Raw genomic sequence first — 26,087 nt, 5'->3', positions numbered from 1 at the left:
TACCGTAATTCTGTCAAAAATCGGCGCAAAAAGCTTGTCAATGATCAAAACATTTTACGATGATGAACGGCTGTTTAGTAGAAATAACAAATAGCGGTTTAAATCCTCTATTTCATGTTTAGAGAGGGTGGACCATATGTCCCCATTAAATATTTCAAGATCATCAAGTTCATATTGCTCTGCTGCTTTTTTTATTTGGGTAAAAGCCGTTTCTTCTTCCTTTATGACATGGGCAGAAGATACTTCTTCAATATACCCTGCAGCCTGCATCATGTCCTCATAAGGTACCTTTAATGCACCTGCTAGTTTTTTAATTGTAGAAGGTTTCGGAATGCCACGTTTCCCGTTTTCAATCCGAGAAATACCAGCAGCGCTGACCTCTGAATACATCGCTAATTGGTTCACCGATAGTTTCTTTTTCTCACGTAATGCTCTTAAATATGCACCGAAGTTCATCAACTCAAAACCTCACATGGTTAAAGATTAGTTATCTCTAGTGTACCTGATTCGTTGACTATTGGCAATAAGTGCACCATGAAAATATTGACATTAGTTAATGGTGGATGTATCTTATGTTTATGCCCCGCTATTTGTTCGCCTTTTTTTGGTTAATGAGCGTGAGAAAGTATTGATTCAGCTGGCTGATGTCTTGTGCGGTGAGTGTTTCCCATTGGTCTCCATCGAAAATAGGGAGATGTTCTACATCCTTTTGAAGCGCCGTTTGATAGATTTTTAATATGGATTCATATTTCGGTTTCATTTCATGCACTTTTTCCTGTTCAATATAACCGGCAAGCAGCATTAAATCCTCATAAGGCACCTTCAAAGCGCGTGCTAATTTTTTTATGGTTAAAGGCTTTGGCACACCACGCTTTCCATTCTCAATCCGAGAAATACCGGCAGCGCTTACGCCTGAATACATGGCGAGTTGATTGACAGACATCTTTCTATTCTCTCTTAAAATGCGTAATTGTTCACCAAAGTGATTCATGTCATCGAACCTCACATTTCAGTATATGACTTATTTTAGTATGATCATTGACCAAAGGAAATAGAAAGGGCGTAAAAGTGTTGACATAAGTTAATGGATCTGGGAGATGTGAGAGTCCTACATGTTGTACATATTGATCCTATAGGAGGTTGTGATGATGGTCGAAAAGATTCAGATTAGGCGGGCTTTTGTGATGCAGTATATGATCGAAAACGATATGTCTTTAAATCAGCTCGCAGATGAAATTGGCATTTCTCCTGCCACACTCAGCAGGGTATTGAATGGTCACCGGAAACCAGGACAGCTTGTCATTGGCAAAATGATTCATTACTTTGATAAAAAATTTGAAGATTTATTTTACTATGAAGATGTTGACAAAAGTCAATGAATGAAATCATCGTATCATCATAAAGGAGGCGGCTTCATTGAAAAGAACTGGAATGGTAAGACACATTGATTCGCTTGGCAGAATTGTTCTGCCTTCAGAAATGCGAAAGGTACTCAATATAAAAGAAGAGCAGCTATTAGAAATTTTCATTGAAGATCAAACCATTATGCTGAAAAAATATGATGCAGATAAGAGCTGCTTATTAACTGGCAAGATAACGAAATTCAACAAAAGCTATGGAAATGGCAACGTCGTGCTGAGTCCTGAAGGAGCTGAACGGCTGTTAGTAGAATTAAAACAGCTCTTAAAAGAAGAAGCAACTCGCTAAAAACGTTTTTTAACCTCAAAAATTGCATATAAAAAATGCTGCATACAATCCCTTGGAGCGAAATTGAATCAAAATGACAAATAAAGTCGACAATATATAGGAAATCTTTATTTTGATGTTTCGTGACATGCACCTTGTTTTCATGTAAAATAAAGTTATGTGTACCAGTTTGTCTGGAGGTGTTTTCATGCACGCATTTGTTATCACATTACTCGTAATTGTCAGTATCGCACTTATCATCGTTGTATTATTACAATCAAGTAAAAGTGCAGGACTGTCAGGCGCTATTTCAGGTGGAGCCGAGCAGCTTTTCGGTAAGCAAAAAGCGAGAGGTCTTGACTTGATTCTTCACCGATTAACTGTCATTTTGTCAGTGCTTTTCTTCATCTTAACACTTGCATTGGCATATTTAGGCGTGTAAGGCGCGAGTAACAGAAGGTCTGATCTTTTTTCAGACCTTTTTTTATTATCAGCACTCTTTTGTGTTTGTTTCATACATACAAGTGGAAAATATAAACCATATCAGAAGGAAAGGAAGTCACATCATGAAAGTTGTTACACCAAAACCATTTACGTTTAAAGGTGGAGAAAAGGCGGTGCTTCTTCTTCACGGTTTTACTGGGAATACAGCCGATGTTCGCATGCTTGGACGCTATTTGAATGAAAGAGGCTATACATGCCATGCACCTCAATATAAAGGACACGGTGTGCCGCCAGAGGAGCTTGTTCATACAGGTCCGGCAGATTGGTGGAAGGATGTAGAAGAAGGCTATCAATTTTTAAAAGACGAAGGTTATGAGGAAATTGCAGTCTGCGGACTATCCCTCGGAGGAGTTTTTTCATTAAAATTAGGTTACACTGTACCTGTAAAGGGAATTGTACCTATGTGTGCACCTATGTACATAAAAAGTGAAGAAGTCATGTACCAGGGTGTACTAGATTATGCCCGTAACTATAAAAAATTCGAGGGTAAGTCAGAGGATCAAATTGAGCAAGAGATGGAAGAATTCAAGAAAACACCGATGGGTACGCTCAAAGGCCTGCAAGAACTCATTGCAGATGTCAGAAACAATGTTGATATGATTTATTCACCTACTTTTGTTGTTCAGGCACGTCATGATCATATGATTAATACAGACAGTGCAAACATTATTTATAACGAAGTAGAGACAGATGAAAAACATTTAAAGTGGTATGAAGAATCGGGCCATGTCATCACGCTTGATAAAGAGCGGGAGAAGGTTCATCAGGATGTATATGCATTCTTAGAATCACTCGATTGGTCAATTTAAATATATAGGGGGTTAGAGTGTGCAAAAAGAAGAATTTATGGATGAATTACTTGCGTTTATGCAAGAAGAGGCGTACAAACCATTAACGGTACAGGAATTAGAAGTCATGATGGAAATTACCAATCCAGATGATTATAAAGAGCTCGTCAAAGCACTTGTGATATTAGAGGATCAGGGGCTTATCGTCCGTACCCGCAGCGACCGCTATGGTGTACCGGAAAAAATGAACTTGGTAAAAGGGAAGCTGTCTGCTCATGCAAAAGGATTTGCATTTGTGACACCAGAAGAGTTTGGACAGGATGATATTTTCATTCCGCCAAATGAGCTAGGCACAGCAATGAATGGCGACACCGTCATGGTTCGTGTCAGCCACAAATCAAATGGCACCAAAAAAGAAGGAACGGTCATCCGTATTCTGGAGCGTAATACTCAGACGGTTGTCGGTACCTATACAGAAACGAAAAGTTTTGGTTTTGTCATTCCTGATGATAAAAAAATCACAAACGATATCTTCATTCCAAAATCCGCTAAAAACGGAGCGGTTGAAGGTCATAAAGTCGTTGTCACACTGACAAGTTATCCAGAAGGTAGAATGAGCGCAGAAGGTGAAGTGACGGAAATCCTTGGTCACAAAAATGACCCTGGCATCGATATTTTGTCGATTATTCATAAACACGGTCTACCAGGGGAGTTTCCAGAAGAAGCGCTCCAGCAAGCAGTAGACACACCTGAAACGATCGATGAAAAAGACTTAGAGGGCAGACGTGATCTGCGCAACGAAACGATTGTGACCATTGATGGTGCAGACGCAAAGGACTTGGACGATGCGGTTACTGTGCAAAAGCTGGATGACGGTAAATACAAACTAGGTGTGCATATTGCGGATGTCTCTCATTATGTAACGGAAAACTCTCCAATTGATCAGGAAGCCTATGAGCGCGGAACGAGTGTGTATCTTGTCGACCGTGTTATTCCAATGATTCCTCATCGCCTGTCAAATGGCATTTGCTCATTGAATCCGAAGGTTGATCGTCTCACACTCTCTTGTGAAATGATCATTGATCGAAATGGGAAGGTCGTCAAACACGAAATTTTCCAAAGCGTGATCAAAACGACGGAAAGAATGACCTATTCCGATGTAAATAAGATTTTAGTTGACCAAGACGAAGAGCTTTTAGACAAATACGAGCCGTTAGTACCAATGTTCCAAGAGATGGAGAAGCTTGCAGAAATTCTGCGTGACAAGCGAATGGAGCGTGGAGCAGTCGACTTTGACTTCAAGGAAGCAAAAGTGCTTGTAGATGATGAAGGAGCAGCGAAAGACGTAGTCATTCGTGAACGTTCCGTTGCCGAAAAGTTAATTGAAGAATTCATGCTGGTTGCAAACGAAACAGTTGCCGAGCATTTCCACTGGATGAATGTTCCGTTCATTTACCGAATTCACGAAGAACCAAATCCTGAGAAGCTTCAGCGCTTTTTAGAGTTCGTGACGACATTTGGTTACATTGTCAAAGGAACGTCAACGAATATTCACCCGCGTGCACTTCAAAGTGTACTTGATGCCGTCCGTGATCAGCCGGAAGAAGTCGTGATTCAAACTGTGATGCTTCGCTCGATGAAACAGGCGAAGTATGATCCAGAAAGCATTGGCCATTTTGGATTATCAACGGAATTCTATACACACTTCACATCGCCGATCCGCCGTTACCCGGATTTAATCGTGCATAGACTGATTAGAACCTATTTGATTCAGAAAAAGACAGACGAAGCGACCCTTGAAAAGTGGGGGCAGTTGCTGCCAGAAATCGCAGATCATGCATCTACAATGGAGCGCCGCTCTGTTGATGCTGAGCGCGAAACAGATGACCTGAAAAAGGCAGAGTTTATGCTTGATAAAATCGGTGAAGAGTTTGATGGAATGATTAGTTCTGTCACGAATTTCGGACTATTCGTTGAACTGCCGAATACGATAGAAGGCCTTGTCCATGTGAGCTACATGACAGACGATTACTATCGTTTTGATGAACAGCACTTTGCCATGATCGGTGAGCGGACAGGGAATGTATATCGCATCGGTGACGAAATCACTGTCAAAGTGGTGAGTGTGAATAAAGATGAGCATTCCATTGATTTTGAAATCGTCGGGATGAAAGGCACTCGCCGTAAATCACCAAAAGACTTCAAGTTCAAAAAACGGACAGATCCACCAGCCAAAAAAGGACGAGGAGGTCAAAATTCGTCTGGGGATAAGGCAAAAGATGATAAAGGCGGCGACTGGTTCACAGGTCGTAAAAAGAAGAAAAAGAAAAAACGCGTATTTGATAACGCACCGAAACAAAAGCGCAAAAAGAAAAAGTAACGTGACAAAAAGCAAATAGGGCATCACGCTCTATTTGCTTTTTGACCACGTGGCATCAGCATTGTCGAAAGCTGGATTGTTTGATAAAATAATCCGTACGATTTGGACCGTGTCTGTGTCAAAAGGAGGGTGTACGCCAATGCCAAAGGGAGAGGGAAAGGTTGTTTCCCAAAACAAAAAAGCTAATCATGATTATTTTATAGAAGAAACATACGAAGCCGGCCTTGTATTACAAGGAACTGAAATCAAATCCATTCGAGCAGGAAAAGTGAATTTAAAAGATTCCTTTGCCAAAATCGAGAGAGGAGAAGTGTTTCTTCACAACATGCACGTGAGCCCATACGAGCAGGGGAACCGTTATAACCATGATCCACTCAGAACGAGAAAGCTGCTGCTTCATCGCAAGCAAATCAGCAAGTTGGTTGGTGCGACAAAGGAAGAGGGCTACTCACTTGTTCCCATTAAACTCTATTTGAAAAATGGCTTTGCCAAAGTGCTAATTGGAGTCGGTAAAGGGAAGAAGAAATATGATAAACGTGAAGATCTGAAGAAAAAAGATGCGAAACGTGAAATCGAACGTGCTTTCCGTGACCGGCAAAAGCAATTCTAGAAGCATGCAGATGGCTTGCTGAGAGCGGAAGCATTATGCTACAATATGTTATGCAGTAAACAATCATCGTCGTTTTTTTACAGAAACCACCAGTTGTTTCGAGCGATGAGATTGTTATAATAGTCATATACGGAAGCAGTTAAGCGAAAGAACGTTTCCATCCCGTATATCCCTTTTACAAGGGGACGTTACGGATTCGACAGGGATGGTTCGAGCTTAGGCTGCGAGCCGAGAGGCGATCTCGTTAACACGCACCTAAATGTAACTGGCAAAACTAAAAGTTTTAACCAAAACTTAGCACTAGCTGCCTAATAAGCGCAGCGAGCTCTTCCTGACATCGCCTATGTGTCTGTGAGGAGCCCAATGAAGTAGGCTACGCTTACGTTTTCGTCTGAGGACGTAAGAAGAGATCCATCAGACTAGCTCTCCAAGCGCCCGTCAGCAGGCATGAGGATGAGTGAACACGAAATATGTTGACTACGCTCGTAGACGCTTAAGTAATCGATGTCTCTGGACGTGGGTTCGACTCCCACCGTCTCCATCAAAACTTTTAGAATGCAGTCGCATCAAGGGTTTGAAAGCCCTTGATACGGGACTGGCAACATTTTGGCAACATGGTGTTCTAAACGATTGGTTAACACAAAAGGATTTTATTAAAAACTTTAAGAATAAAAAAGACGCTATTTTAAGCGTCTTTTTTTTATTCCGTAGTATTATAACCTAAATTATTATTTGGCATTTTTGCAGGTATTTAGAATTGGAAATTCGATTATATTTATTAAATATTTATTTATCTAGAGAATATTATACTATTTTTTGTCATTTTTATGTTAAAATAAACTTTATGTGTTTTAATTTAACTTTTATAGGAGGTATTTGTAAAGGTGTCGATGAATGTATTTTTTAAGAGAGTATCAATTTTGACAGTAATTATCTTTACGATTAGTTCATTATCTACTCTAACTAGTTTTGCAGAGTCAGATAATGAGGAACAACCTGTGTTAGAGGGGGTTCTAGTAGGTGAAACAGTAGAGGGTATAAATTCAAATGATGTTAAATTGAGTAGGGAAGTTTTATCTGAAGAGTTCGACCTTGAAGAAGAGGTTAGAAATATGCCTTCGATAGATGAAATGACGAAAGATGAGAGGCAACTTTTTGATAAAATAGTAGAAGAACAAACAGAGCTTGCAAATGTTAGTGAGAGGGAAATATTTAAAAAAGAATTAACAAATTTCTTCGATAAAGAATCTGATACATATAATGATTTGTCAGCAGCACAAGAAGAGTTAGTGGAAGAAATAAATGATTCAACTCTATTTGAAAATGAGAATTTAGCATTTGCTAAAGAGGTATTTGCTTCTTCATTTGGCGTTAAAGAAGTTGAAGCTGCTAAAAAGAAAAAATTATCAGGTATAAAGGTTGGTGTATCTGTTAGGTTTGCAGGTGCAGTTTTCAATGCTGTAATTGGTTTTGCTGTCGGGGGTGGCGTTGGTGTTATACAATCATTTATTATTAAAAAAGGCAAAGCAGAAGCTAAAAGAATATTCACTAAAACCGTAACAAGTAGATTAAAGGCGTGGGGAGCTAAAAAATTAGCGGTTTCTATTGGTGTTGCTGTCGCAATTGCACTAAATTATTTGGATATTGGAACCCAAATTGCTAAACAATTGGATAAAAGGGATAAACGCCCTAATAATGGTTGGGTGGATATTTATTAGGAGGAATTTTGTGAAAAGTATAATGAAGTATGCTGTTATGATTCTCTTTATCAGTGTATTTTTCTATTATTACAATATGTTTGTACCAAAAAACTTTTTGTACATTATCATTGCACTTCCTATTTGTCTTATTGCTATTAACATTATTGATAAGTTATTTACTAATAAGTGATTATGAAAAATAAGCAAGCTTCTGCTTGCTTATTTCAGACCGTAGACAAACCCCACTTTTACTTAAAGTAAAAGTGGGGTTTTCACTGATTTTGATAAAATTTATCTGTTGTCTTAGGCTGGACATGGTCCTTTCCATGTCCAGTTTGCTAGCTTTTTGAGATTCATGGCAGCGAAAGTAAGCATCGCCTGCATTGAAACTTTTTTGAGTCCACGAAGTTTCGTCCAACGCATACCATGCTTTTCTTTTGCATCCGCAAAAACGCGTTCTATTGTTTCTTTCCGTTTTGCATAAATGTCTTTATTCATTTGTGTCAGTCTCAGATGGTCTGCTTCATCTAGATAGTCCTGCCAAATATGCCGATGAATTTGTTTGGTGTGTTTTTGACTTTGTGTACAGTTATCTAAATACGAGCAGGACTTACATATCTCTGAATCAGACGCATATTGCTTATAGCCTTCTCTAGTCGTTGTACGATAGGAGAGAATTTGCCCGTTGGGGCAAATGTAACAATCAAAATATGCATCATATACGTATTCACTCTTTTTCAAATAACCAGCTTTTGTTCATGGACGAGTGTAAGGCATGACAGGTCTTATCTCTTGATCCATTAAAAACTTAGCGAGATAAGGTGTTTTATATCCCGCATCTACTGCGACTACATTTGGTTTTCCGACTTTCTCTGATACCTCTGATACGAGTGAATCCAACATACGACTATCATGAACATTTCCGCCTGTGACCAACGAGCCTAAAATAAATCCTTTTGAATCACAAGCTGTATGAAATGAATAAGCAAATGACTTTTCACGTTCATCCTTTACATAGTAGCCACTTTCTGGGTCAGTCGTGCTAACTTTAACTTCTTTTGTTTCTTCTTTATTCTGTAGGGGTAAGGGCTTTTTTCCATGTTCTTCACGATCAATATTGATCTCCTCATGGAGCTGATTTTGATAACTTCTCGTCTCTACTCGAACGACTTTCTTTTCAAGTCTCTTCTTATTGGCATTCGCCTTGACATGAGTGGAATCAATGAAGGCAATTGAAGGGTCAACGAACCCTTTTTTCATCGCTTCTCTTAAGATTCGATAAAAAATTTGTTCAAATAAATCTGTATTATGGAAGCGTCTCACGTAGTTTTTACCGAAGGTAGAAAAGTGCGGGATTTTCTCCGAAAACCCATATCCAATAAACCAACGATAAGCCACGTTAGTTTCAATTTCTTTAATGGTTTGACGCATAGAGCGAATACCAAATAGATATTGGATTAAGACCATCTTAATGAGAACAACAGGATCAACACTTGGTCTACCATTGTCGGAACTATAATGATCTTTGACAAGATCATAAATGAAGTCAAAATCGATTGCTTGATCTATTTTCCGTACAAGATGATCTTGAGGCACTAATTCATCTAAAGCCACTACTTCTAATTGATTTCGTCTTTCTTCTTCACGTTTCGATAACATATTTATCCCCCACAGATTAGTGTTATTACCCTTATTATACAAAAAAGCCTGTAGACTTTGTCTACAAGCTGAAATAAGCAAGCTTCTGCTTGCTTATTTTTTTGTAAGGTAATTCAATTGAATATAATTTAAGTGATCTTTTACATTTAAATATTAATTAGCTTTCTATTCAACTTATAATTAAACTGACAAAATAAGTACTAACATATTCTCAATTTTGTATAGTTTTCAAGAACGTGTCTTTTGAGAAGGCACCACCAACCGAACAAACAAAGGAAAAACGACAATCACGGCAATCAACATCAAAAATCCATCCGGCACAAGTTCCACAAACGTTGTCTGAATCACATAAATCGCAATCAGCAGTAAATAACTCACCAAAAATATCAATCCAGATGCTCTCTTCTCAAAAGGCTTCTCCAAAAGAATCAGCATAAACAGCCCCGCCATTATAATCAAAAAAGTCATATACCTTGCAAGCCTCCTCTTCATTGATTTCCCAATCCCCACATTGTACAGATATTTCTCCGAACGCAACATATCTCTCCCTCAAATTAAGCAAAAAGTAGCGGAAATATAAGGTCTCTTGGACAAAAGTTGACCGAAACTTTACAAAAAACCCCCAACCAATTCAAAATCACATCTTCCCATTTGTGACTTCCTCATATATAGTAAGATTAGACTAGTTCTAAATAACTGAAATTGGGGCGTTTACATGGATTCGATTGTTTTACATTTTATTGTGATCATGAGTGTTTCTGGCATTCTGTCCGTGATATTATCAATCATTGCTCATGCGAACCGCCACCGGTATATTGGCTGTCAATTGTTTATGTACATGTCTGGAGCAACTGCGATTTATATCTTTGGGCACACGTTTGAATTATTGGCAAGTACACCTAGGGAGATTATGTTCTGGGTTTGTTTTCAATACATAGGCCTTCCGTTCATCGCGCCATTCAGTCTGATGATTGTGCTGCAATTTACGGGATTCCATCAATATTTCACAAAGCGCCGCGTGCTTCTCATCTTACTGATTCCAACTCTCACCACCATTATGGTGTTCACCAACTCTTTTCATTCACTCTTTTATCGAAGCATTACGATGAATCCAGTAGACGGATTTTTATTGGCTGACTTTACGATTGGCTATTGGTATATCATTCATGGCGTCTATACATTTGGCTGTTCGATGCTCGCTATTTTTATGCTGGTTTGGTTTTTGCGTGTCACAAAAAAGGAATATCTAAAGCAGATCCTTATTTTGCTAGTGGGCATGTTACTGCCAATTACGACATCTTTTATCTATTTATTAGGTGTGACACCTCTTCATATTGACCCGGTCCCTGTGGTGATGTTTTTAACCAATGCGCTCTACTTATGGGCGATTATGTCGTTCCAGCTCTTTAAGCTCTCTCCCATTGCGATGGAGCGTGTGTTTGAGCATATGTCTGAAGGGGTTCTCATTTTAGATCGGTACCGAACACTCATCGATTACAACCCCGCTGCTGCATCGATCATTCCAGCCCTTTCTAATAAAAAGGGGATTGGTTTTAAAATAGACGATATATTCTCAGGGATCATCAAAGATAATGACTTCATTCAATGGCTGCGTTCTCCGCAGGATCATTCGCAATATGATCTAATGTTGAAAAATGAAAAAGATCATTCCAGCTATTATCACTTGACCGCATCGTCCCTATTTAATAGAAGAGGAGAGATTGAGGGCAGGCAAATTGTGATCAGTGATGTAACAGAGCAGCGTTTATTGCAGGAAGAGCTGGAGCGCCGTGCATATATTGATGGATTGACGAATATCTTCAATCGGTCTTCATTCATTGAACGAACGCAGATGATCCTAGAAGAGGATGCGCAGGATACGGCTGTTATGCTGTTTGATATTGATTTCTTTAAACAAATCAATGACACGCACGGACATCATATTGGTGACGAGGCACTGCGTCATGTTGTCACCATTTGTCAGCAGCATTTACAAATGGACGATTTATTCGGACGATATGGCGGAGAAGAGTTTGCTATTTGTCTACCGCATCATTCTTTTGAAGAGGCATGTCATATTGCGGAGCGAATTAGACATTCGTTTGAGATGAGTTTCTTTGAGAATGATGAGGAAAAAGTGCGAGTGACAGCGAGCTTTGGAATTGCTCACACAGCTTATGATCCAAATGTATTAGAAACTCTTCTATTTGAAGCGGACCAAGCCTTGTATATGTCAAAACGCCAAGGACGCAACCGGATTTATGCGTCAACTGGAGCAGACTATATGCTTTATGAAGAGAAGAATTGACTTGCCGCTAGCTTTTCATTGACGGTTGTCCTGACATTCGATATGATAAACATAACATTTGAACGGTTTCCTAAAGGGGAGTAGCTTTTACGGTTTGGTCGTCATTACAGAAACATCCGTTGTTTCTCGGCCATTCCGGCATGAACATGTTAGCCAGACCTTTGCCTATCACACTTGAGGCAAAGGTCTGGCTTTTTTTAAGGTCTTTTTGCATCTGTGTGGTTGGGAGCTGGACAAATGAGGGATTTCAACGTAGCAGATGAAAGGATGATGGATCTTGAAACAATATGTGATGGCGTTTCTATTTACCGGTACGTTTTTGTTAAGTGGATGTTCTGGACTGCTAGATCAAGTGAACGATACAACGACATATGTCACAGAGGCAAATGAGTATGTGACGGATATTCAGCAATTCACAGAGGAATTTCCACAGCTTGCAGAAGAAGCTGTACAAGATGCTGCCAAAAGAGCAGATTTGACGCAGCAGCTTGAATCATTGAAAGCAGACATTCAAGAATTTAATGAACTCACAGCACCATCAATAGCAAAAGACCTGCATGCACAAATCATGGAGAAAAATAAAGTGCTGTCAGATGACATTCAAACCTATTTACAGCAATTAAAAATGGACAACTTCGATGCTGCAGCTATTTTAGAGGATCAGCAAGGCCTCATGAAGCAGCTTCAGCAATCCGTCCACCTTTTGCAAGATATTGAACAGTTAACAAACTAGGATAAACAAACAGTGGTCTCAGCATATCTTTGCCTTTTCAGGTGAAGATATGCTTTAATTGAATGTAAGACAAGTATGATAGAAAAAAGGTGATCAGATGACAGAACAAGAAGAAAGACATATCGCTTCGCCTAGAGCCGAGAAGGAAAAAGATCAATTAATCAACCGCTTAAAACGAGTGGAAGGTCAAGTGCGAGGGATTCAGCAAATGATTGAAAACGATCGTTACTGTATAGATGTCGTGAATCAAATTTCTGCTGTCAATGCAGCTTTAAAAAAAGTGAGTCTTCAATTAATGGAAAAGCATACACATCATTGTGTAGCGGATGCCATTAAGAGCGGTAATGGGGATGAAGCCATTGAGGAGTTAATGAATGTCTTTACGAAGCTGACAAAATCTTAGCAAAAAGCGGATCATTTATGTTTACATTGATACCCTACTAGGGTATAGTAAGAATAGAAAATGATTGATGGAGGCGATGAGAAGTGGAACAAGCAACACTACAAGTGCAAGGCATGTCTTGCGGACATTGCGTGAAAGCAGTCGAAGGAAATGTAGGAGAATTAGCAGGTGTTGAATCTGTGAAAGTCCATTTAGATAAGGGTCAGGTGGAGGTTTCCTTTCACCCAGATCAAATCACGTTACACCGGATCTCTGATGTCATTGAAGAACAGGGATATGATGTCGTATAAAATGAACAGACGTGCTGCATAAGACAGCACGTATTTTTTTAACAATAACAATACCCCCGTGGAGTATAAGGAGAGGTGAGATAAATGAAAAAAGAAATTGACTTTCAAATTACAGGGATGACATGCGCCGCTTGTGCAGGCCGTATTGAAAAGGGCTTGAACAGGCTGGAAGGTGTGGACGACGCCAGTGTGAACTTAGCACTTGAAACATCCCATATTGTTTATGAAACAGAGCAACTAACAGCAGATGATCTGAAACAAAAAATTCAATCTATTGGCTACGATGTGGTAATGGAGCAAGCCGAATTTGATATAGAGGGAATGACGTGTGCGGCTTGTGCAAACCGAATTGAGAAAAAAGTTAACCGGATGGATGGTATTGATCAAGGGTCAGTGAACTTTGCGCTTGAGACACTTCAGGTGACGTATCATCCTGGGCAAATATCTCCAAGTGATATAAAAGAAGCTGTGACATCCATTGGGTATTCATTAATCGAACCAGCCGAAGAGCATGTAGAGGAAGGGAAAAAAGACCATCGTCAAGCAGCGATTGAGAAACAAACGGCACGCTTTTTGTTCTCGATGATCTTGTCATTGCCTCTTCTTTGGGCAATGGTCAGCCATTTTTCTTTCACATCGTTTATTTGGCTGCCAGAAGCGCTTATGAATCCATGGGTTCAGCTCGCATTAGCAGCGCCCGTCCAGTTCATTGTCGGTTGGCCTTTTTATGTAGGTGCTTATAAAGCGTTGAAAAATAAAAGTGCCAATATGGATGTTCTTGTGGCACTAGGGACATCGGCTGCTTTTTTCTATAGTTTATATGAAAGTATTCAGTCAACGGTTCAAGGCACACATGAAGCGGCCCTCTATTATGAAACGAGTGCCGTGCTGATTACGTTGATTGTGCTCGGAAAGTTAATGGAAGCAAGAGCTAAAGGGAGATCATCAGAAGCGATTCAAAAACTGATGGGCTTACAAGCGAAAGAAGCTGTGATAGAGCGAGATGGGAAAGAAATGACCGTTCCTATTTCTGAAGTGAAAGTGAATGATCTTGTGTTCGTCAAGCCGGGTGAAAAAGTCCCGGTAGACGGAGAAATCATCGAAGGAACAACAGCGATCGACGAATCGATGATTACAGGAGAAAGTCTGCCAGTTGATAAAACCGCAGGAGATGCAGTCATCGGGGCAACCATCAATAAAAATGGATTTGTGAAAGTGAAAGCAACAAAAGTAGGTAAAGAAACGGCTCTTTCACAAATCATTCGGGTCGTTGAACAAGCGCAAGGCTCAAAAGCACCAATTCAAAGAATGGCAGATCAAATTTCAGGGATATTTGTCCCCATTGTTGTAGGAATAGCTGTGCTCACTTTTCTGATTTGGTTTTTCTTTGTTGACCCAGGAAATGTGACAGCCGCACTTGAGACCTTTATAGCGGTGATCGTCATTGCATGTCCTTGTGCGCTTGGTCTTGCTACACCGACCTCTATTATGGCAGGCAGCGGCCGGGCAGCTGAATCAGGTATTCTGTTTAAAGGCGGGGAACACTTAGAGGTAACACAATCACTAGATACAGTAGTGCTAGATAAAACAGGGACTGTGACAAAAGGGGAGCCGAGTCTTACAGATGTGATCGCGTCTGCCAATTGGACAGAAGATACGCTACTACAGTTAGCAGGATCGGCAGAACAGCAGTCAGAGCATCCACTTGCCAGAGCGATTACAGAAGGCATGAAGAACCGGGGGCTCCAAGCGGTAGAGGTAGAAGCTTTTCAAGCAGATCCTGGTCATGGAATTGAAGCAAGAGCTAAAGGGCATGAGCTTTTGATTGGCACACGGAAGCTCCTAAAGAAACATCATATCAGCTGCGAAGCACTAGAAGCTGTTGTTACTGAGCTTGAAGAACAAGGAAAAACGGCGATGCTCATTGCCATTGACCGCGAGCCAGCAGGTATTGTCGCCGTTGCCGATACGATCAAATCGTCTTCTTCTCAAGCAGTCGCTCGTCTCAAAGAGCAAGGGATTCACGTCGTGATGATGACAGGAGATAACAAACGCACAGCAGAAGCGATTGCGAGTGAGGCAGGCATAGATCATGTCATCGCTGAAGTTCTTCCTGAGGAAAAAGCGGCTCATATTGCAACGCTTCAGAAACAAGGAAAAAAAGTGGCGATGGTTGGAGACGGCATCAATGATGCCCCTGCCCTTGCAACAGCAAATATCGGGATGGCCGTTGGAACAGGTACAGATGTTGCCATGGAAGCGGCAGATATTACGCTCATGACAGGAGATCTCCATGCCATTGCAGATGCACTTGAATTTAGCAGAAAAACGATGAGAAACATTAAACAGAATCTATTTTGGGCGCTTGCTTACAATTGTATTGGCATACCAGTCGCCGCATTTGGGTTCCTGGCGCCATGGCTTGCAGGAGCGGCAATGGCCTTTAGTTCTGTCTCGGTTGTGCTGAACGCACTAAGATTACAGCGATTGAAGCCTGTCAGAGAGGGTGTGGCAAAATGAAGCTGAATGTCAAATGGGTGTGGACGTTGAGTGCTGTGATTTATGTAGCCTTTGTACTGATAGGCTATGCGATTTATGTCGAACTTTCTCCAATTCAAGAGCCGCCAGCTGAACATATGCAACATGAGACTTCGCCAAAAGCGAAGTCTTTTTTTAACATTTTTGTGGAAAAACCCACCTTTTAAAAGATTTTTCATAAAAAATTCACTTCTTTTTGTTCCTTTTTGTCGTTTTTTGTAGGTTCATCGTTAAGATGCGATTAGGCAACAAAGAAAGCGTTATCAAAAAAAGGGGGTCCACGTATGAAAAAGTTAGGGTTAGCTTCTCAAATACTCATCGCACTTGTTTTGGGTGTTGTCGTAGGAGCACTGTTTTATCAAAATGAAACCGTTATTAATGTGTTAACGCCGATTGGCGATATATTCATCCACTTAATTAAAATGATCGTTCTTCCAATTGTTATTGCTGCATTGATTGTAGCCGTTGCAGGTGTAGGCGATATGAAAACCATCGGAAGACTCGGTGGGAAAACAATTCTTTACTTTGAAATTGTGACAACGATTGCATTAGCAGTTGGACTGCTTGCAGCAAACGTTTTCCATCCTGGTACAGGAATTGATATGAGCAACATGGAGAAAGGCGATATCTCTAAATATGAAGAGACATCTAAATCTTCTGCCGAAAAAGCTAGTTTCTCTGAAACGATTGTGCATCTTGTGCCAACAAACGTGTTCCAATCCATTGCAGAAGGTGATCTATTACCAACGATCTTCTTTACGGTCTTATTCGGATTAGGTATTGCCGCAGTTGGAGACAAAGGAAAACCAGTGTTAGGATTCTTTGAGGGGATACTCGAAGCGATGTTCTGGGTGACCAATAAAGTGATGAAGTTTGCACCATTTGGTGTATTCGCGCTCATCAGTGTGACGGTGATCAAATTCGGGGTCGGAGCGCTTCTCCCGCTAGGTAAACTGGTACTTGTCGTTTACGGCACTATGGCATTCTTCGTTATTGTTGTACTTGGCATTATCGCTAAATTAGCTGGAACAAGCGTCTTTACACTATTTAAAGTCTTAAAAGAAGAAATCATTCTTGCATTCTCAACAGCAAGTTCAGAAGCTGTATTGCCTAGATTAATGGACAAGATGGAGAAGTTCGGATGCCCGAAAGCGATCACGTCGTTCGTTATCCCAACAGGCTATACCTTTAACTTAGATGGAAGTGCCATCTATCAATCCATTGCCGCCATATTTGTTGCACAAATGTACGGCATGCCTCTTTCCATCTATGAGCAAATTACGTTACTATTAATTTTAATGCTCACATCAAAAGGAATGGCTGGTGTACCAGGTGCATCGATCGTTGTTGTGATCACAACACTTGGAGCAATGGGACTTCCGCTTGAAGGACTTGCCTTCATCGTTGGGATCGACCGTATCCTTGACATGGTTCGTACAACTGTTAACGTATTTGGTAACTCACTTGCAGCCATTGTCATGTCTAAGTGGGAAAAAGTGTTTGATCAAGAGAAATCGAAGAAGTATATTGAGGAATTAAAACAACAAACAAAAGCAGCGTAAAAGGAGATCTTTTCAAATGACGAAGCTACAGGACAAGCAAGTTCGAATCGAACGAGACTTTCTAGGTGAAAAGGAAGTAGACACTCAAGCGTATTATGGAATTCAGACATTACGTGCAGTAGAGAACTTTCCAATTACAGGCTACCATGTTCATGAGGAACTCATCAAAGCACTAGGGATTGTCAAAAAGGCAGCCGCACTTGCAAATATGGATACACAGCGACTATATGCTGGTCTTGGAGAAAAAATTGTTCAAGCCGCAGATGAAGTGATTGAAGGAAAATGGAATAATCAATTTATTGTCGATCCAATTCAAGGCGGGGCTGGCACTTCAATGAATATGAATGCCAATGAAGTCATTGCAAACAGAGCGCTTGAACTACTAGGAAAGGAAAAAGGCGCTTATACTGAGCTAAGTCCAAACACGCATGTGAACATGTCGCAGTCAACAAACGACGTTTTCCCAACAGCGATTCATATTTCAACATTGAATATGATTGAAAAACTACTTTATACGATGGAAAACATGCATCAAGTCATGACAGAAAAAGCGCAAGAATTCGATCATGTCATCAAAATGGGACGTACGCATCTTCAGGACGCTGTTCCAATCAGACTTGGTCAAGAATTTAGTGCCTATGCAAAGGTTCTTGCTCGTGATATTAAACGGATCAAGCAGTCTAGACAGCATTTATATGAAGTCAATATGGGCGCAACAGCAGTCGGAACAGGCTTGAATGCTGATCCTAAATATATTCGCCAGGTGGTTGGCTATCTATCTGACATTAGCGGTTTACCGTTAGTTGGAGCAGAAGATTTGGTCGATGCTACGCAAAATACAGATGCTTATACAGAAGTATCAGCTGCACTTAAAGTATGTATGATGAATATGTCCAAAATGGCAAACGATATTCGTTTGATGGCTTCAGGTCCTAGAGCAGGCTTTGGTGAGCTTCATTTGCAGCCTAGACAGCCAGGTTCATCCATCATGCCAGGGAAAGTCAACCCAGTGATGCCCGAGGTGATGAACCAAGTGGCGTTCCAAGTCATCGGTAATGATCACACGATCTGCCTTGCATCAGAGGCTGGTCAGCTTGAGCTGAACGTGATGGAACCAGTCCTTGTGTTCAACCTGCTTCAATCTCTCAGCATTATGAAGAATGTATTTGAGTCCTTCGTAGACAACTGCTTGCGTGACCTAAAAGCAGATGAATCTAGATTAAAAGAATATGTAGAAAAGAGTGCTGGTGTCATGACTGCGGTCAATCCGCATATTGGTTATGAAGCTGCTGCACGAATTGCCAGAGAAGCAATTCTTACAGGCGTATCTGTACGTGAGCTTTGTCTGCAAAATGATGTGTTATCAGAGGAAGAGCTTGATATCATCTTAAATCCTTTTGAAATGACGAAACCAGGTATTGCTGGCGCATCACTTTTAGAAAAGGATCGTTTAGAAGATTAAGCGGCATCATGAGAAACGCACACCGACAAATGTCCGGTGTGCGTTTTTTCATGGACTGTTTGTTTTTCTGAAGCGCACATAGTATACTATCGTCAATTATTAGGGATGTGACTGCGTTTGAATCTACTGAAAAAATGGCTGAATACAGAGCCTTATTTAATTGTGATGCTCATTGTACTGACACCGATTGGCGGGGAGCTGAAATTTTATCCATTTGAGGATAGCTTTCGTGTCAGCTTTGGAACCGTTGTCTTTTTCTTTATCCTGCTTCAAATGAAAAAATTCCCGGCATGGGCAAGCGGCATCATTGCGGGGGGATCAGTGTTTGCATTTCGGGTGCTTTTTGATACCGCTGTGACAGGCAACCTAGCGCTGGAAGAGGCCGTTTCTTTAAGGTTTCCTTCCCTGCTGTATTACGTCGTCTATGGTACGCTTTTTTATGTATTACAGGTCAGACGTTTCCGTGATAAACCTTGGCTCATTGGGGCGACAGGGATCATCATGGAACTATGCGCAAGTGTAGTTGAAATGATTACACTCAGGGGAGCCATTGATGAAATTTTAACAGTGAGAACGCTGTTTCAACTATTTGTATTGGCGATTTTCAGAAGCTTTTTCGTATTGGCTTGTTACACGATGATTCGATTATACGAAGAACAGGCGAGAGAACGCCAAATGAAAAAGGAAAAGGAACATCTGCTGATGCTGCTGTCAAATCTTTATACGGAATCTACATATTTTTATAAAACCCTTGCACATGCTGAGCACATTACAGCTACTTCATATCAATTGTATCAATCTCTGCATCATGCAAAGGATACGGAATCATTAGATTTGAAAAAACTCGGAAAAACAGCCCTGCAAATTGCAGGTGAGGTACACGAAATCAAAAAGGATAATCAGCGGATTTTTTCTGCTTTATCAAAGCTGATTCATGAGGAAAACTTTCAGGAGTATGCAAGTCCTGCTCATATCGCTGGACTTGTGATCCGTATCCATGAAAATTATGCGGAATCTCTTAAAAAACACATCGTTTTTCATTATGATGAAGAAGGACAGCACCCTGCTTATCATGTGTATACCATTCTATCTTTATTAAATAACATTGTATCCAATGCCGTTGAAGCGATTCCAGTAAATGGAGAAGTATCACTATCCATTTCGCGAAAAGAGAATGATGTGATTTTTCAAATCAGTGACAACGGTCCAGGCATTAAAGAGCGTAACCATCATGTGATCTTTAAACCGGGCTTCACTTTAAAATACGACCAAGCCGGTAACCCATCAAGCGGCATCGGTCTTTCCTATGTGAAAGACACAGCCGAGAAGCTTGGCGGAAGTGTTGAAATGAAGAGTGTCCCAAATCAACAAACGAAGTTCACTTTAACGATACCAATTGATCAAGTCAGCAGAAAAGAGGGGAATGGGAGATGAGATTTTTTATTGTTGATGATGATGAAGCTGTTCGTTCTTCACTGGCACAGCTCATTGAAGATGAAGAGCTTGGCATTGTGGCAGGGGAAGCAGAGGATGGTGCTGAAGTAACAGCGAGCTACTTAAATGATTTGCACATTGATATCTTGTGTATTGATCTTTTGATGCCGGAAAGGGACGGACTTGAGACGATTCGAGCGATCAAGGATGAATTTCATGGGAAATATTTAATGCTGTCACAGGTAGAAACAAAGGAACTCATCGGCCAGGCATATACACTCGGTGTCGAGTATTATGTGACAAAGCCGATCAATCGGGTAGAGGTCTTAAGTGTGCTCCACCTCATGATTGAACGTCTGCATTTAGAGCACTCGATTGAAAATATTCAGCATTCGCTCAAATCGGTCATGCAGTTCCAGCAGCGCGGACAGACCACGAAAACGAAGCAGCGTGGGAAAAGTCTTGCAGAGGCAGGTCAGTTTTTGCTGGCGGAGCTTGGGATTGTCGGCGAAAAGGGGTCTAAGGATTTACTAGATATGATTCTTTTCACAGATCAGTATTTAGCGGTACATGCCGATCAGCACGACTCTTTTCCTTCATTAAAAGTGATTTTCACTGGCATCACAGAGGATAAATTAAACGAACCTTTTACATCAGCAGACATCGCAAGAGAAGCAAAAGCAGCGGAACAGCGGGTAAGACGTGCGATCAACCAATCATTGAAACACATCGCCTCGCTCGGGTTAACCGATTTTTCTCACCCAACCTTTGAAAACTATGCATCAAAATTTTTCGATTTTACCATTGTGCGTAAGAAAATGAGTGAACTCACAAAAGAGACAAGTGGAAGAGAAGAACATACCCGTATCAATGTGAAAAAATTTGTACAGGTGCTCTATTACGAGGCGAAACGCATTTTTATGGAAGATTAAAAAAGACATGCTTTCAATTATTAATCTCTCAGAACATTCTTATAAAAATCATGGTTATAAAGGTTCTGAGAAGAAGTCTACAAGCAACGCATCACAGTATGGTAAAGATATTGATGTGAAAAATTAAGAGGGTTAACTTAACAATGTCCGCTTTATTTTAATCCTAAATAAGGAGGTTGATATATGAGAGTAGACCGTTATCAATCCAAGGTTGTTGTAGATATAAATAATTGGTTAAAAACTGATTTAAATGAATTAGCAGAAGAAATGAGACGTTATCAACGAGATTATGAAAATGAATTAGTGAAAGTTAACTCTACTAATAAAATATCTGAAGTTATAAATAATAGATGCCAAGTTCAAATTGTCTTTGATCACATTCTAAATGCTGACGATACCGGTGATTATATTGAAGATATTGAAGAACGTTTATTCTTAGAAGACCCAAAAGGATTAGAATAAAAGATATTCTATATAAAAAATATAGGCCTTTCTTTTTTTATTGAACAGGTATTCCTCCCCTCTAAGTAGACAGTGTAAAAAGTCCAAGAACATATCTTGGCTGTTACACTATACTTGGAGGGGATTTTTTATGACGAGACACTATTAGAAAGAATTTAAGATAAAAGTTGTCAAAATCAAAATGTACGAAGAAGGAAGCAATAGTATTCATCATTATCTGAAGAGTTAGTTATCAGAAGCTCAACTTAGTTAAAAAATTGAATCAGAAAATTTCGAGAGGGACAATATTTTGAAGATCAAAAAGGAAAACATACCAAAGCAGAAAATCCTTTGACTGCTTGTCCTAAGTTCATGTTTAAAAGTGGGAAGAAGAAAGAGATTATTTAAAGGCACAGGTAGAATACTTAAAAAAGCGTTATCCTAATCTACACGGACGGATTTTAAAGAACGAGAGGTTTTAAGGACACTCATTTCCGACGGGGAAGTTGCCCGAATAATGCTTGTATCAAATCATTCAGTTCAAAACAGAGAACGCCTTCATGTTAAATGGAAGAATAGCTGCATAAAAGCACGGAAGATTACATTCAATTCTATAATCACGATGGATTCATTAAAAAATTAAACCAGTTTGCGCCGGTAGAATACCGTCACATACTGGCAGAGGCTTTTTATATTTGCCTACTTCAGGGGAAGACCACATTCTTATAAGGAGGGCATGTCTTTTTTTGTGATGGATTGAAGATGCATCTGCAGCACGGAGCGCATGAGCTGAGGCGGTAAACGATGGGGCTGTACGATTCCATTCAATGCAAGCCCATTGATGACCGCATAAAGCCGCTCAGTTTCTAATAAAAGATCGATATGATCTAGCAGTAGTTCATCCTCTTTCAATTTCATTAAGCAAAATTGAACCGTTTGAAAAAGCTCGTCATACATCTTTGCATTGAGTGGCTGTAGATCTGGTTCAGTCAGTGCTTTGACTGTAAAAGCCTGCCACACCTCCATTTCAAATATTCGTTCTTCGTCTAGTGGAAGAACCTGCTCCAATAAAGTGAATACATTTTCCTCTGTTGAACCGTTTAATGGAAGCCTAGCAATTCGCTCCTTCACTCTTTCTTGAATTAAATTCATGGAGAATAGAAATAATTCTTGCTGTGTGGAAAAATAATGACGCATAGAGCCGGCTGAGATGCCAGCTTCAACTGCTATTTTTCGTACAGAAGCGCTTTCCAATCCCTCTTGTTTAATCACTCTCATGGCAGCTTGAGCGACCTTTTGTTTTTGTTTATGGTGATCGACGATTTTTGGCATACATTGATTTTAGCACAGCTATTGTTTTTTTAACACAGTTGTGCTATTTTTTATTTAATACAATCGTATTAAAAAGGATGTGGGGAAATTGGTCGGTTTATTGATTGTGGCATGTGAAATTGGTTTTTGGCTGTTTATTCTAATGGGCTTAACACTGCGTTATGTGTTTAAACAGAAAAAATGGGGTGCTTTCTTTCTTGTCTGTACGCCGATTTTAGATCTCATCCTTCTTGCGGCTACTTATATAGATTTAAAGCAAGGGGCTGTGGCGAGCGTCATTCATGGGCTTGCGGCTGTTTATATTGGTGTGAGTCTGGCCTTTGGACATCAAATGGTGAAATGGGCGGATGCTAAGTTTGCTTATCGTTTTGCAGGAGGCCCTAAGCCGAAGGGGAAACCAAAGTACGGGAAGGAGCGGTCTTTGTATGAAATGGTGGGCTGGACGCGTCATTTCATCTCTTACGTCATCGGAGCGGGGCTGTTATATGGATTGACCTATCTCATCCAAGCACCAGAACGAACGGAATCTCTGATGCAGCTTGTCAGTGTGTGGGGGATGGTCTTAGCCATTGATTTCGTCATTAGCATCAGCTACGTCATTTGGCCGAAAAAACACCCAGAAAATATAGCAGGCTGACAAAAAAAGACAGGCGGACTCATTCCACCTGTCTTTTTGCTATGAGGATAACCCTTTATAAATCGTATCAATATTCCATTTCATCATGTGATAGTAGCTGCCCCCATCTTCACCTTCTTTGCCAATAGAGTCCGTAAAGACTTTCCCTTTAATCGGAACCCCGGTTTCCTCAGAGAGGCTTTCAAGGCTGCGTTTATCGACACTTGTTTCCAAAAAGAGAGCAGGAACTCGATGGTCTTTGACAAAATGAATGATGCGTTTCATTTGTCCAGGTGTTCCTTCACTTTCTGTGTTGATCTCCCAAATGTAGCCGGCTTTCAGTCCATACGCATCCGCAAAATATTTGAATGCCCCTTCGCTTGTGACAAGGAGTTTTTTGTCTTTTGGCAGTTGATCAAACTTGTCTTTTGCTTCATCGTGAAGCGTTTGAAGCTTTTTAATATAGGTTTCAGCATTTTTCTCGTAATCCTCTTTATGCTCAGGATCTGCTTGAATGAGCGCATCTCTGGCATTTTGCGCATAAAGAATCCCATTCTCGACATTCAGCCATGCGTGTGGGTCCTGCTGGCTTTCAAGCCCTTTTGAAGACAAATGCTTCACTTTGACGCCTTTACTCAGCTCGGCTACAGGTGCATCATCCCCGTTCTTGCCGCTCGATTCAAGCAGTTTTTGAAACCAGCCATTCCCTGTTTCAAGGTTCAAGCCATTAGATAGAACAAGGTCTGCATCCGTCGTATATTGAACATCCTTTGGCAGTGGGTCAAATTCATGTGGGTCTGTACCAATGGGAACAATGCTGTGAATAGAGACATGCTGTCCTCCTACTTCCTTCACAATGTCATAAAGAATGGAGTAGGTCGTGACAACTTTTAATTTACCGTCATCTTTTCCGGAACTTTTTTGCTGAGTAGAACAGCCTGCGATGACCAAAAGGGCAATACATACTGCGGTCAAACGGATTGCTAATACCTTCTTCATATATGTCCTCCTTTTACATAGACGCTTCCTTTTTTAACTGTGTTCGTTTTCGCTTCGATTTTAAGGATCTCCACAATATCCCTTGTTTCGGTGAAAAGATAAAGGCACTGCCGAATAATATGGTCGCGACCAGCACAATGGAAGCACCAGACGACAAGTTATACGTAAAGCTGAGCCCAAGTCCTACGACGGCTGAAACTGCTCCAAAAAAAGCAGATAAATAAATCATGATCCATAGCCGGTCTGTCAGTAAATAAGCGGTGGCAGCTGGTGTAATAAGCATTGCAACAACAAGAATAATACCTACAGTTTGCAGGGACGCCACGGTCACTAAGGTCAATAAGGTCATGAGGAAATAATGGATCATGCGATTCGGTAAACCGTATACCGAAGAAATCACTGGATCAAATGAACTAATGAGCAGTTCTTTGTAGAAAACAATGACAGCCAGCAAAATGAAAATACCGATGCCAAGCGTGATCCACATATCAGATGAACGAACGGCTAGTACGTTTCCAAATAAGATATGATATAAATCGCTGGAACTTTTCAAAAATGTAATCAAAATGATCCCAATGGAAAAAAAAGCAGTGAATACGATCCCGATGGCAGAATCATTTTTAATGCGGCTGTTTTGACTGACATATCCGATGCCGATGGCTGTCAGTACACCAGTGAGAACGGCACCAAAGAAAAAGTTAATGCCGAGCATATAAGAGATGGCGACACCTGGCAGTACGGCGTGTGAAATCGCATCTCCCATCAATGCCATTCCCCGTAAAATGATAAAGCAGCCGATGACGCCGCAGATGATCCCTACCATAACGGATGTAAATAGTGCTTTTTGTAAAAACGCATATTCAAAAAGTCCGGTTAAGAATTCCATTATGCGTCTCCTCCTGCTGATTTTAAAAATGGCAGCTGTGTTTCGTATGCTTTAAGCATGACCTCTGGACGAAGAATATCATGTACAGGCCCTGCTTTGACCAGCTTCTTATTTAGAAGAACGAGATGGCTGAAGTAATCATCGGCTTTACTTAAGTCATGGTGGACGACCAGAATGGTTTTTCCTTCATCTCGTAACTCCTTCAAAATGCGGATCATCGTTTCTTCACTTGCCATATCAATTCCGACAAACGGTTCATCTAAACAAAAAAGCTGTGCGTTTTGAGCAAGTGCTCGTGCAAGGAAGACACGTTGCTGCTGACCGCCGGATAATTCCCCGATCTGTCTTTTGGCAAAGTCCTGCATCCCGACCTTTTCTAAGCAATGGTACGCATAGGCTCGGTCTTCTTTTTTCGGTCGTTTGATTGGTCCGAGCTTTGGGTATGTGCCAAGCAGTACGGTATCTAGCACATGGATAGGAAACGTCCAGTCTAGATCATTTCTTTGTGGTACATAGGCGATCTGTTTTCTCACTTGTTTAAAGGGTTGTTCAAAAAAGCGAATATCCCCTTGATCCTTTTCAATTAAATCCAAACATGCTTTCAATAAAGTCGATTTACCAGCACCATTTGGACCAATGATTCCAGTCATCGTTCCTTCCTGTATGGAAAGAGAGACGTTTTCTAGTGCATCCTGTCCGTGGTATGAGACATACAGGCGGTCGATTGTTAAAGCATATGACATCTCTTAAGGCCCCTTTCGATCATCAATTGCGTTTCCTAAAAATATATGCATACATTTAATAATTTTGACTAAAGGATGAAA

The 26,087-nt window shown here is 40.5% G+C and carries 27 protein-coding genes, 1 other RNA gene and 1 pseudogene; 21 read left to right on the top strand and 8 right to left on the bottom strand.

Annotated features, from left to right (window positions below):
- Positions 1-54 precede the first annotated feature (54 nt).
- Both NST57_RS16790 and NST57_RS16785 read right to left on the bottom strand, forming a co-directional pair.
- The gene (locus tag NST57_RS16790; protein WP_142156011.1) at positions 55-456 is read right to left on the bottom strand and encodes a helix-turn-helix domain-containing protein; all 402 of its coding nucleotides are present in this window, start codon (positions 454-456) and stop codon (positions 55-57) included.
- A gap of 130 nt (positions 457-586) precedes the next feature.
- Entirely contained in the window at positions 587-991 is a 405-nt protein-coding gene (locus NST57_RS16785) for a helix-turn-helix domain-containing protein (RefSeq protein ID WP_007500204.1), read from the bottom strand.
- 154 nt (positions 992-1,145) lie between these two features.
- On the opposite strand from NST57_RS16785, the gene NST57_RS16780 reads away from it, so the two are divergent.
- The 8 genes from NST57_RS16780 (at position 1,146) to NST57_RS16745 (ending at position 7,686) form a co-directional block, all read left to right on the top strand.
- Positions 1,146-1,379 (top strand): helix-turn-helix domain-containing protein, encoded by a 234-nt coding sequence (locus tag NST57_RS16780; RefSeq protein ID WP_008347669.1) that lies wholly within the window; start codon positions 1,146-1,148, stop codon positions 1,377-1,379.
- A 37-nt stretch (positions 1,380-1,416) separates the two neighbouring features.
- Complete coding sequence (locus tag NST57_RS16775) at positions 1,417-1,707, top strand: AbrB/MazE/SpoVT family DNA-binding domain-containing protein (RefSeq protein WP_056702767.1); 291 nt, start codon at positions 1,417-1,419, stop codon at positions 1,705-1,707.
- A gap of 187 nt (positions 1,708-1,894) precedes the next feature.
- Positions 1,895-2,128: a preprotein translocase subunit SecG gene (secG, locus tag NST57_RS16770; protein WP_003212746.1), complete on the top strand. Its 234-nt coding sequence runs from the start codon at positions 1,895-1,897 to the stop codon at positions 2,126-2,128.
- Between the two features lie 124 nt (positions 2,129-2,252).
- Entirely contained in the window at positions 2,253-2,999 is a 747-nt protein-coding gene (locus NST57_RS16765) for an alpha/beta hydrolase (RefSeq protein ID WP_142156010.1), read from the top strand.
- A gap of 19 nt (positions 3,000-3,018) precedes the next feature.
- Positions 3,019-5,358 carry a ribonuclease R gene (gene rnr, locus NST57_RS16760; RefSeq protein WP_148942830.1) on the top strand — a complete coding sequence of 780 codons (2,340 nt, stop codon included), beginning with the start codon at positions 3,019-3,021 and terminating at the stop codon, positions 5,356-5,358.
- Positions 5,359-5,497: 139 nt separating this feature from the next.
- Positions 5,498-5,968: an SsrA-binding protein SmpB gene (gene smpB, locus NST57_RS16755; RefSeq protein ID WP_157292082.1), complete on the top strand. Its 471-nt coding sequence runs from the start codon at positions 5,498-5,500 to the stop codon at positions 5,966-5,968.
- A gap of 181 nt (positions 5,969-6,149) precedes the next feature.
- Positions 6,150-6,512, top strand: a transfer-messenger RNA (tmRNA) gene (gene ssrA / locus NST57_RS16750).
- A 340-nt stretch (positions 6,513-6,852) separates the two neighbouring features.
- Positions 6,853-7,686, top strand: a complete 834-nt coding sequence (locus NST57_RS16745; protein ID WP_341298911.1) for a hypothetical protein — start codon at positions 6,853-6,855, stop codon at positions 7,684-7,686.
- Between the two features lie 285 nt (positions 7,687-7,971).
- On the opposite strand, the pseudogene NST57_RS16740 reads toward NST57_RS16745, so the two are convergent.
- Positions 7,972-9,327 (bottom strand): annotated as a pseudogene (locus tag NST57_RS16740) (IS1182 family transposase).
- Positions 9,328-9,555: 228 nt separating this feature from the next.
- On the bottom strand, positions 9,556-9,795 hold the full coding sequence (locus NST57_RS16735) for a hypothetical protein (protein ID WP_341298910.1): 240 nt from the start codon (positions 9,793-9,795) through the stop codon (positions 9,556-9,558).
- Between the two features lie 247 nt (positions 9,796-10,042).
- On the opposite strand from NST57_RS16735, the gene NST57_RS16730 reads away from it, so the two are divergent.
- From NST57_RS16730 to NST57_RS20410, 12 genes are all read left to right on the top strand, one after another.
- A complete protein-coding gene (locus tag NST57_RS16730) occupies positions 10,043-11,635 on the top strand; it encodes a histidine kinase N-terminal 7TM domain-containing diguanylate cyclase (protein WP_341298909.1) in 1,593 nt (530 codons plus the stop codon).
- A gap of 277 nt (positions 11,636-11,912) precedes the next feature.
- A complete protein-coding gene (locus NST57_RS16725) occupies positions 11,913-12,368 on the top strand; it encodes a DUF6376 family protein (RefSeq protein WP_341298908.1) in 456 nt (151 codons plus the stop codon).
- A 97-nt stretch (positions 12,369-12,465) separates the two neighbouring features.
- On the top strand, positions 12,466-12,771 hold the full coding sequence (locus NST57_RS16720; RefSeq protein ID WP_065461079.1) for a metal-sensing transcriptional repressor: 306 nt from the start codon (positions 12,466-12,468) through the stop codon (positions 12,769-12,771).
- A gap of 83 nt (positions 12,772-12,854) precedes the next feature.
- Entirely contained in the window at positions 12,855-13,061 is a 207-nt protein-coding gene (copZ, locus tag NST57_RS16715; RefSeq protein ID WP_142156001.1) for a copper chaperone CopZ, read from the top strand.
- Positions 13,062-13,145: 84 nt separating this feature from the next.
- The gene (locus NST57_RS16710; protein WP_341298907.1) at positions 13,146-15,581 is read left to right on the top strand and encodes a heavy metal translocating P-type ATPase; all 2,436 of its coding nucleotides are present in this window, start codon (positions 13,146-13,148) and stop codon (positions 15,579-15,581) included.
- Positions 15,578-15,766 carry a hypothetical protein gene (locus tag NST57_RS16705; RefSeq protein ID WP_142155999.1) on the top strand — a complete coding sequence of 63 codons (189 nt, stop codon included), beginning with the start codon at positions 15,578-15,580 and terminating at the stop codon, positions 15,764-15,766. Before NST57_RS16710 ends, NST57_RS16705 begins: the two co-directional genes overlap by 4 nt.
- A gap of 117 nt (positions 15,767-15,883) precedes the next feature.
- The gene (locus NST57_RS16700) at positions 15,884-17,161 is read left to right on the top strand and encodes a cation:dicarboxylate symporter family transporter (protein ID WP_142155998.1); all 1,278 of its coding nucleotides are present in this window, start codon (positions 15,884-15,886) and stop codon (positions 17,159-17,161) included.
- A gap of 16 nt (positions 17,162-17,177) precedes the next feature.
- Positions 17,178-18,623: an aspartate ammonia-lyase gene (gene aspA / locus NST57_RS16695; RefSeq protein WP_142155997.1), complete on the top strand. Its 1,446-nt coding sequence runs from the start codon at positions 17,178-17,180 to the stop codon at positions 18,621-18,623.
- A gap of 117 nt (positions 18,624-18,740) precedes the next feature.
- Positions 18,741-20,057, top strand: coding sequence for an ATP-binding protein (locus NST57_RS16690; RefSeq protein ID WP_142155996.1), 1,317 nt, complete (start codon positions 18,741-18,743; stop codon positions 20,055-20,057).
- Complete coding sequence (locus tag NST57_RS16685; RefSeq protein WP_142155995.1) at positions 20,054-20,989, top strand: response regulator; 936 nt, start codon at positions 20,054-20,056, stop codon at positions 20,987-20,989. Before NST57_RS16690 ends, NST57_RS16685 begins: the two co-directional genes overlap by 4 nt.
- A 183-nt stretch (positions 20,990-21,172) precedes the next feature.
- Complete coding sequence (locus tag NST57_RS16680; protein WP_142155994.1) at positions 21,173-21,451, top strand: hypothetical protein; 279 nt, start codon at positions 21,173-21,175, stop codon at positions 21,449-21,451.
- 558 nt (positions 21,452-22,009) lie between these two features.
- Positions 22,010-22,159, top strand: coding sequence for an IS3 family transposase (locus NST57_RS20410; RefSeq protein ID WP_445818827.1), 150 nt, complete (start codon positions 22,010-22,012; stop codon positions 22,157-22,159).
- On the opposite strand, the gene NST57_RS16675 is transcribed toward NST57_RS20410, so the two are convergent.
- On the bottom strand, positions 22,154-22,762 hold the full coding sequence (locus tag NST57_RS16675) for a TetR/AcrR family transcriptional regulator (protein ID WP_056702737.1): 609 nt from the start codon (positions 22,760-22,762) through the stop codon (positions 22,154-22,156). The genes NST57_RS20410 and NST57_RS16675 overlap by 6 nt on opposite strands.
- Positions 22,763-22,850: 88 nt before the next feature.
- On the opposite strand from NST57_RS16675, the gene NST57_RS16670 reads away from it, so the two are divergent.
- Positions 22,851-23,399, top strand: a complete 549-nt coding sequence (locus NST57_RS16670; protein ID WP_142155993.1) for a hypothetical protein — start codon at positions 22,851-22,853, stop codon at positions 23,397-23,399.
- A 39-nt stretch (positions 23,400-23,438) separates the two neighbouring features.
- On the opposite strand, the gene NST57_RS16665 is transcribed toward NST57_RS16670, so the two are convergent.
- The 3 genes from NST57_RS16665 to NST57_RS16655 are packed head-to-tail and all read right to left on the bottom strand — an operon-like array spanning position 23,439 to position 26,006.
- Positions 23,439-24,377 carry a metal ABC transporter substrate-binding protein gene (locus tag NST57_RS16665; protein WP_341298906.1) on the bottom strand — a complete coding sequence of 313 codons (939 nt, stop codon included), beginning with the start codon at positions 24,375-24,377 and terminating at the stop codon, positions 23,439-23,441.
- A 13-nt stretch (positions 24,378-24,390) separates the two neighbouring features.
- The gene (locus NST57_RS16660) at positions 24,391-25,263 is read right to left on the bottom strand and encodes a metal ABC transporter permease (protein ID WP_007500236.1); all 873 of its coding nucleotides are present in this window, start codon (positions 25,261-25,263) and stop codon (positions 24,391-24,393) included.
- Positions 25,263-26,006 (bottom strand): metal ABC transporter ATP-binding protein, encoded by a 744-nt coding sequence (locus NST57_RS16655; protein ID WP_341298905.1) that lies wholly within the window; start codon positions 26,004-26,006, stop codon positions 25,263-25,265. The genes NST57_RS16660 and NST57_RS16655 overlap by 1 nt, the downstream gene beginning before the upstream one ends.
- Between the last annotated feature and the right edge of the window lie 81 nt (positions 26,007-26,087).

This window comes from Bacillus sp. FSL M8-0077, from assembly GCF_038050255.1.
GTDB lineage: Bacteria > Bacillota > Bacilli > Bacillales > Bacillaceae > Bacillus > Bacillus altitudinis.
This window is presented reverse-complemented; position numbering and strand designations above follow the sequence as displayed.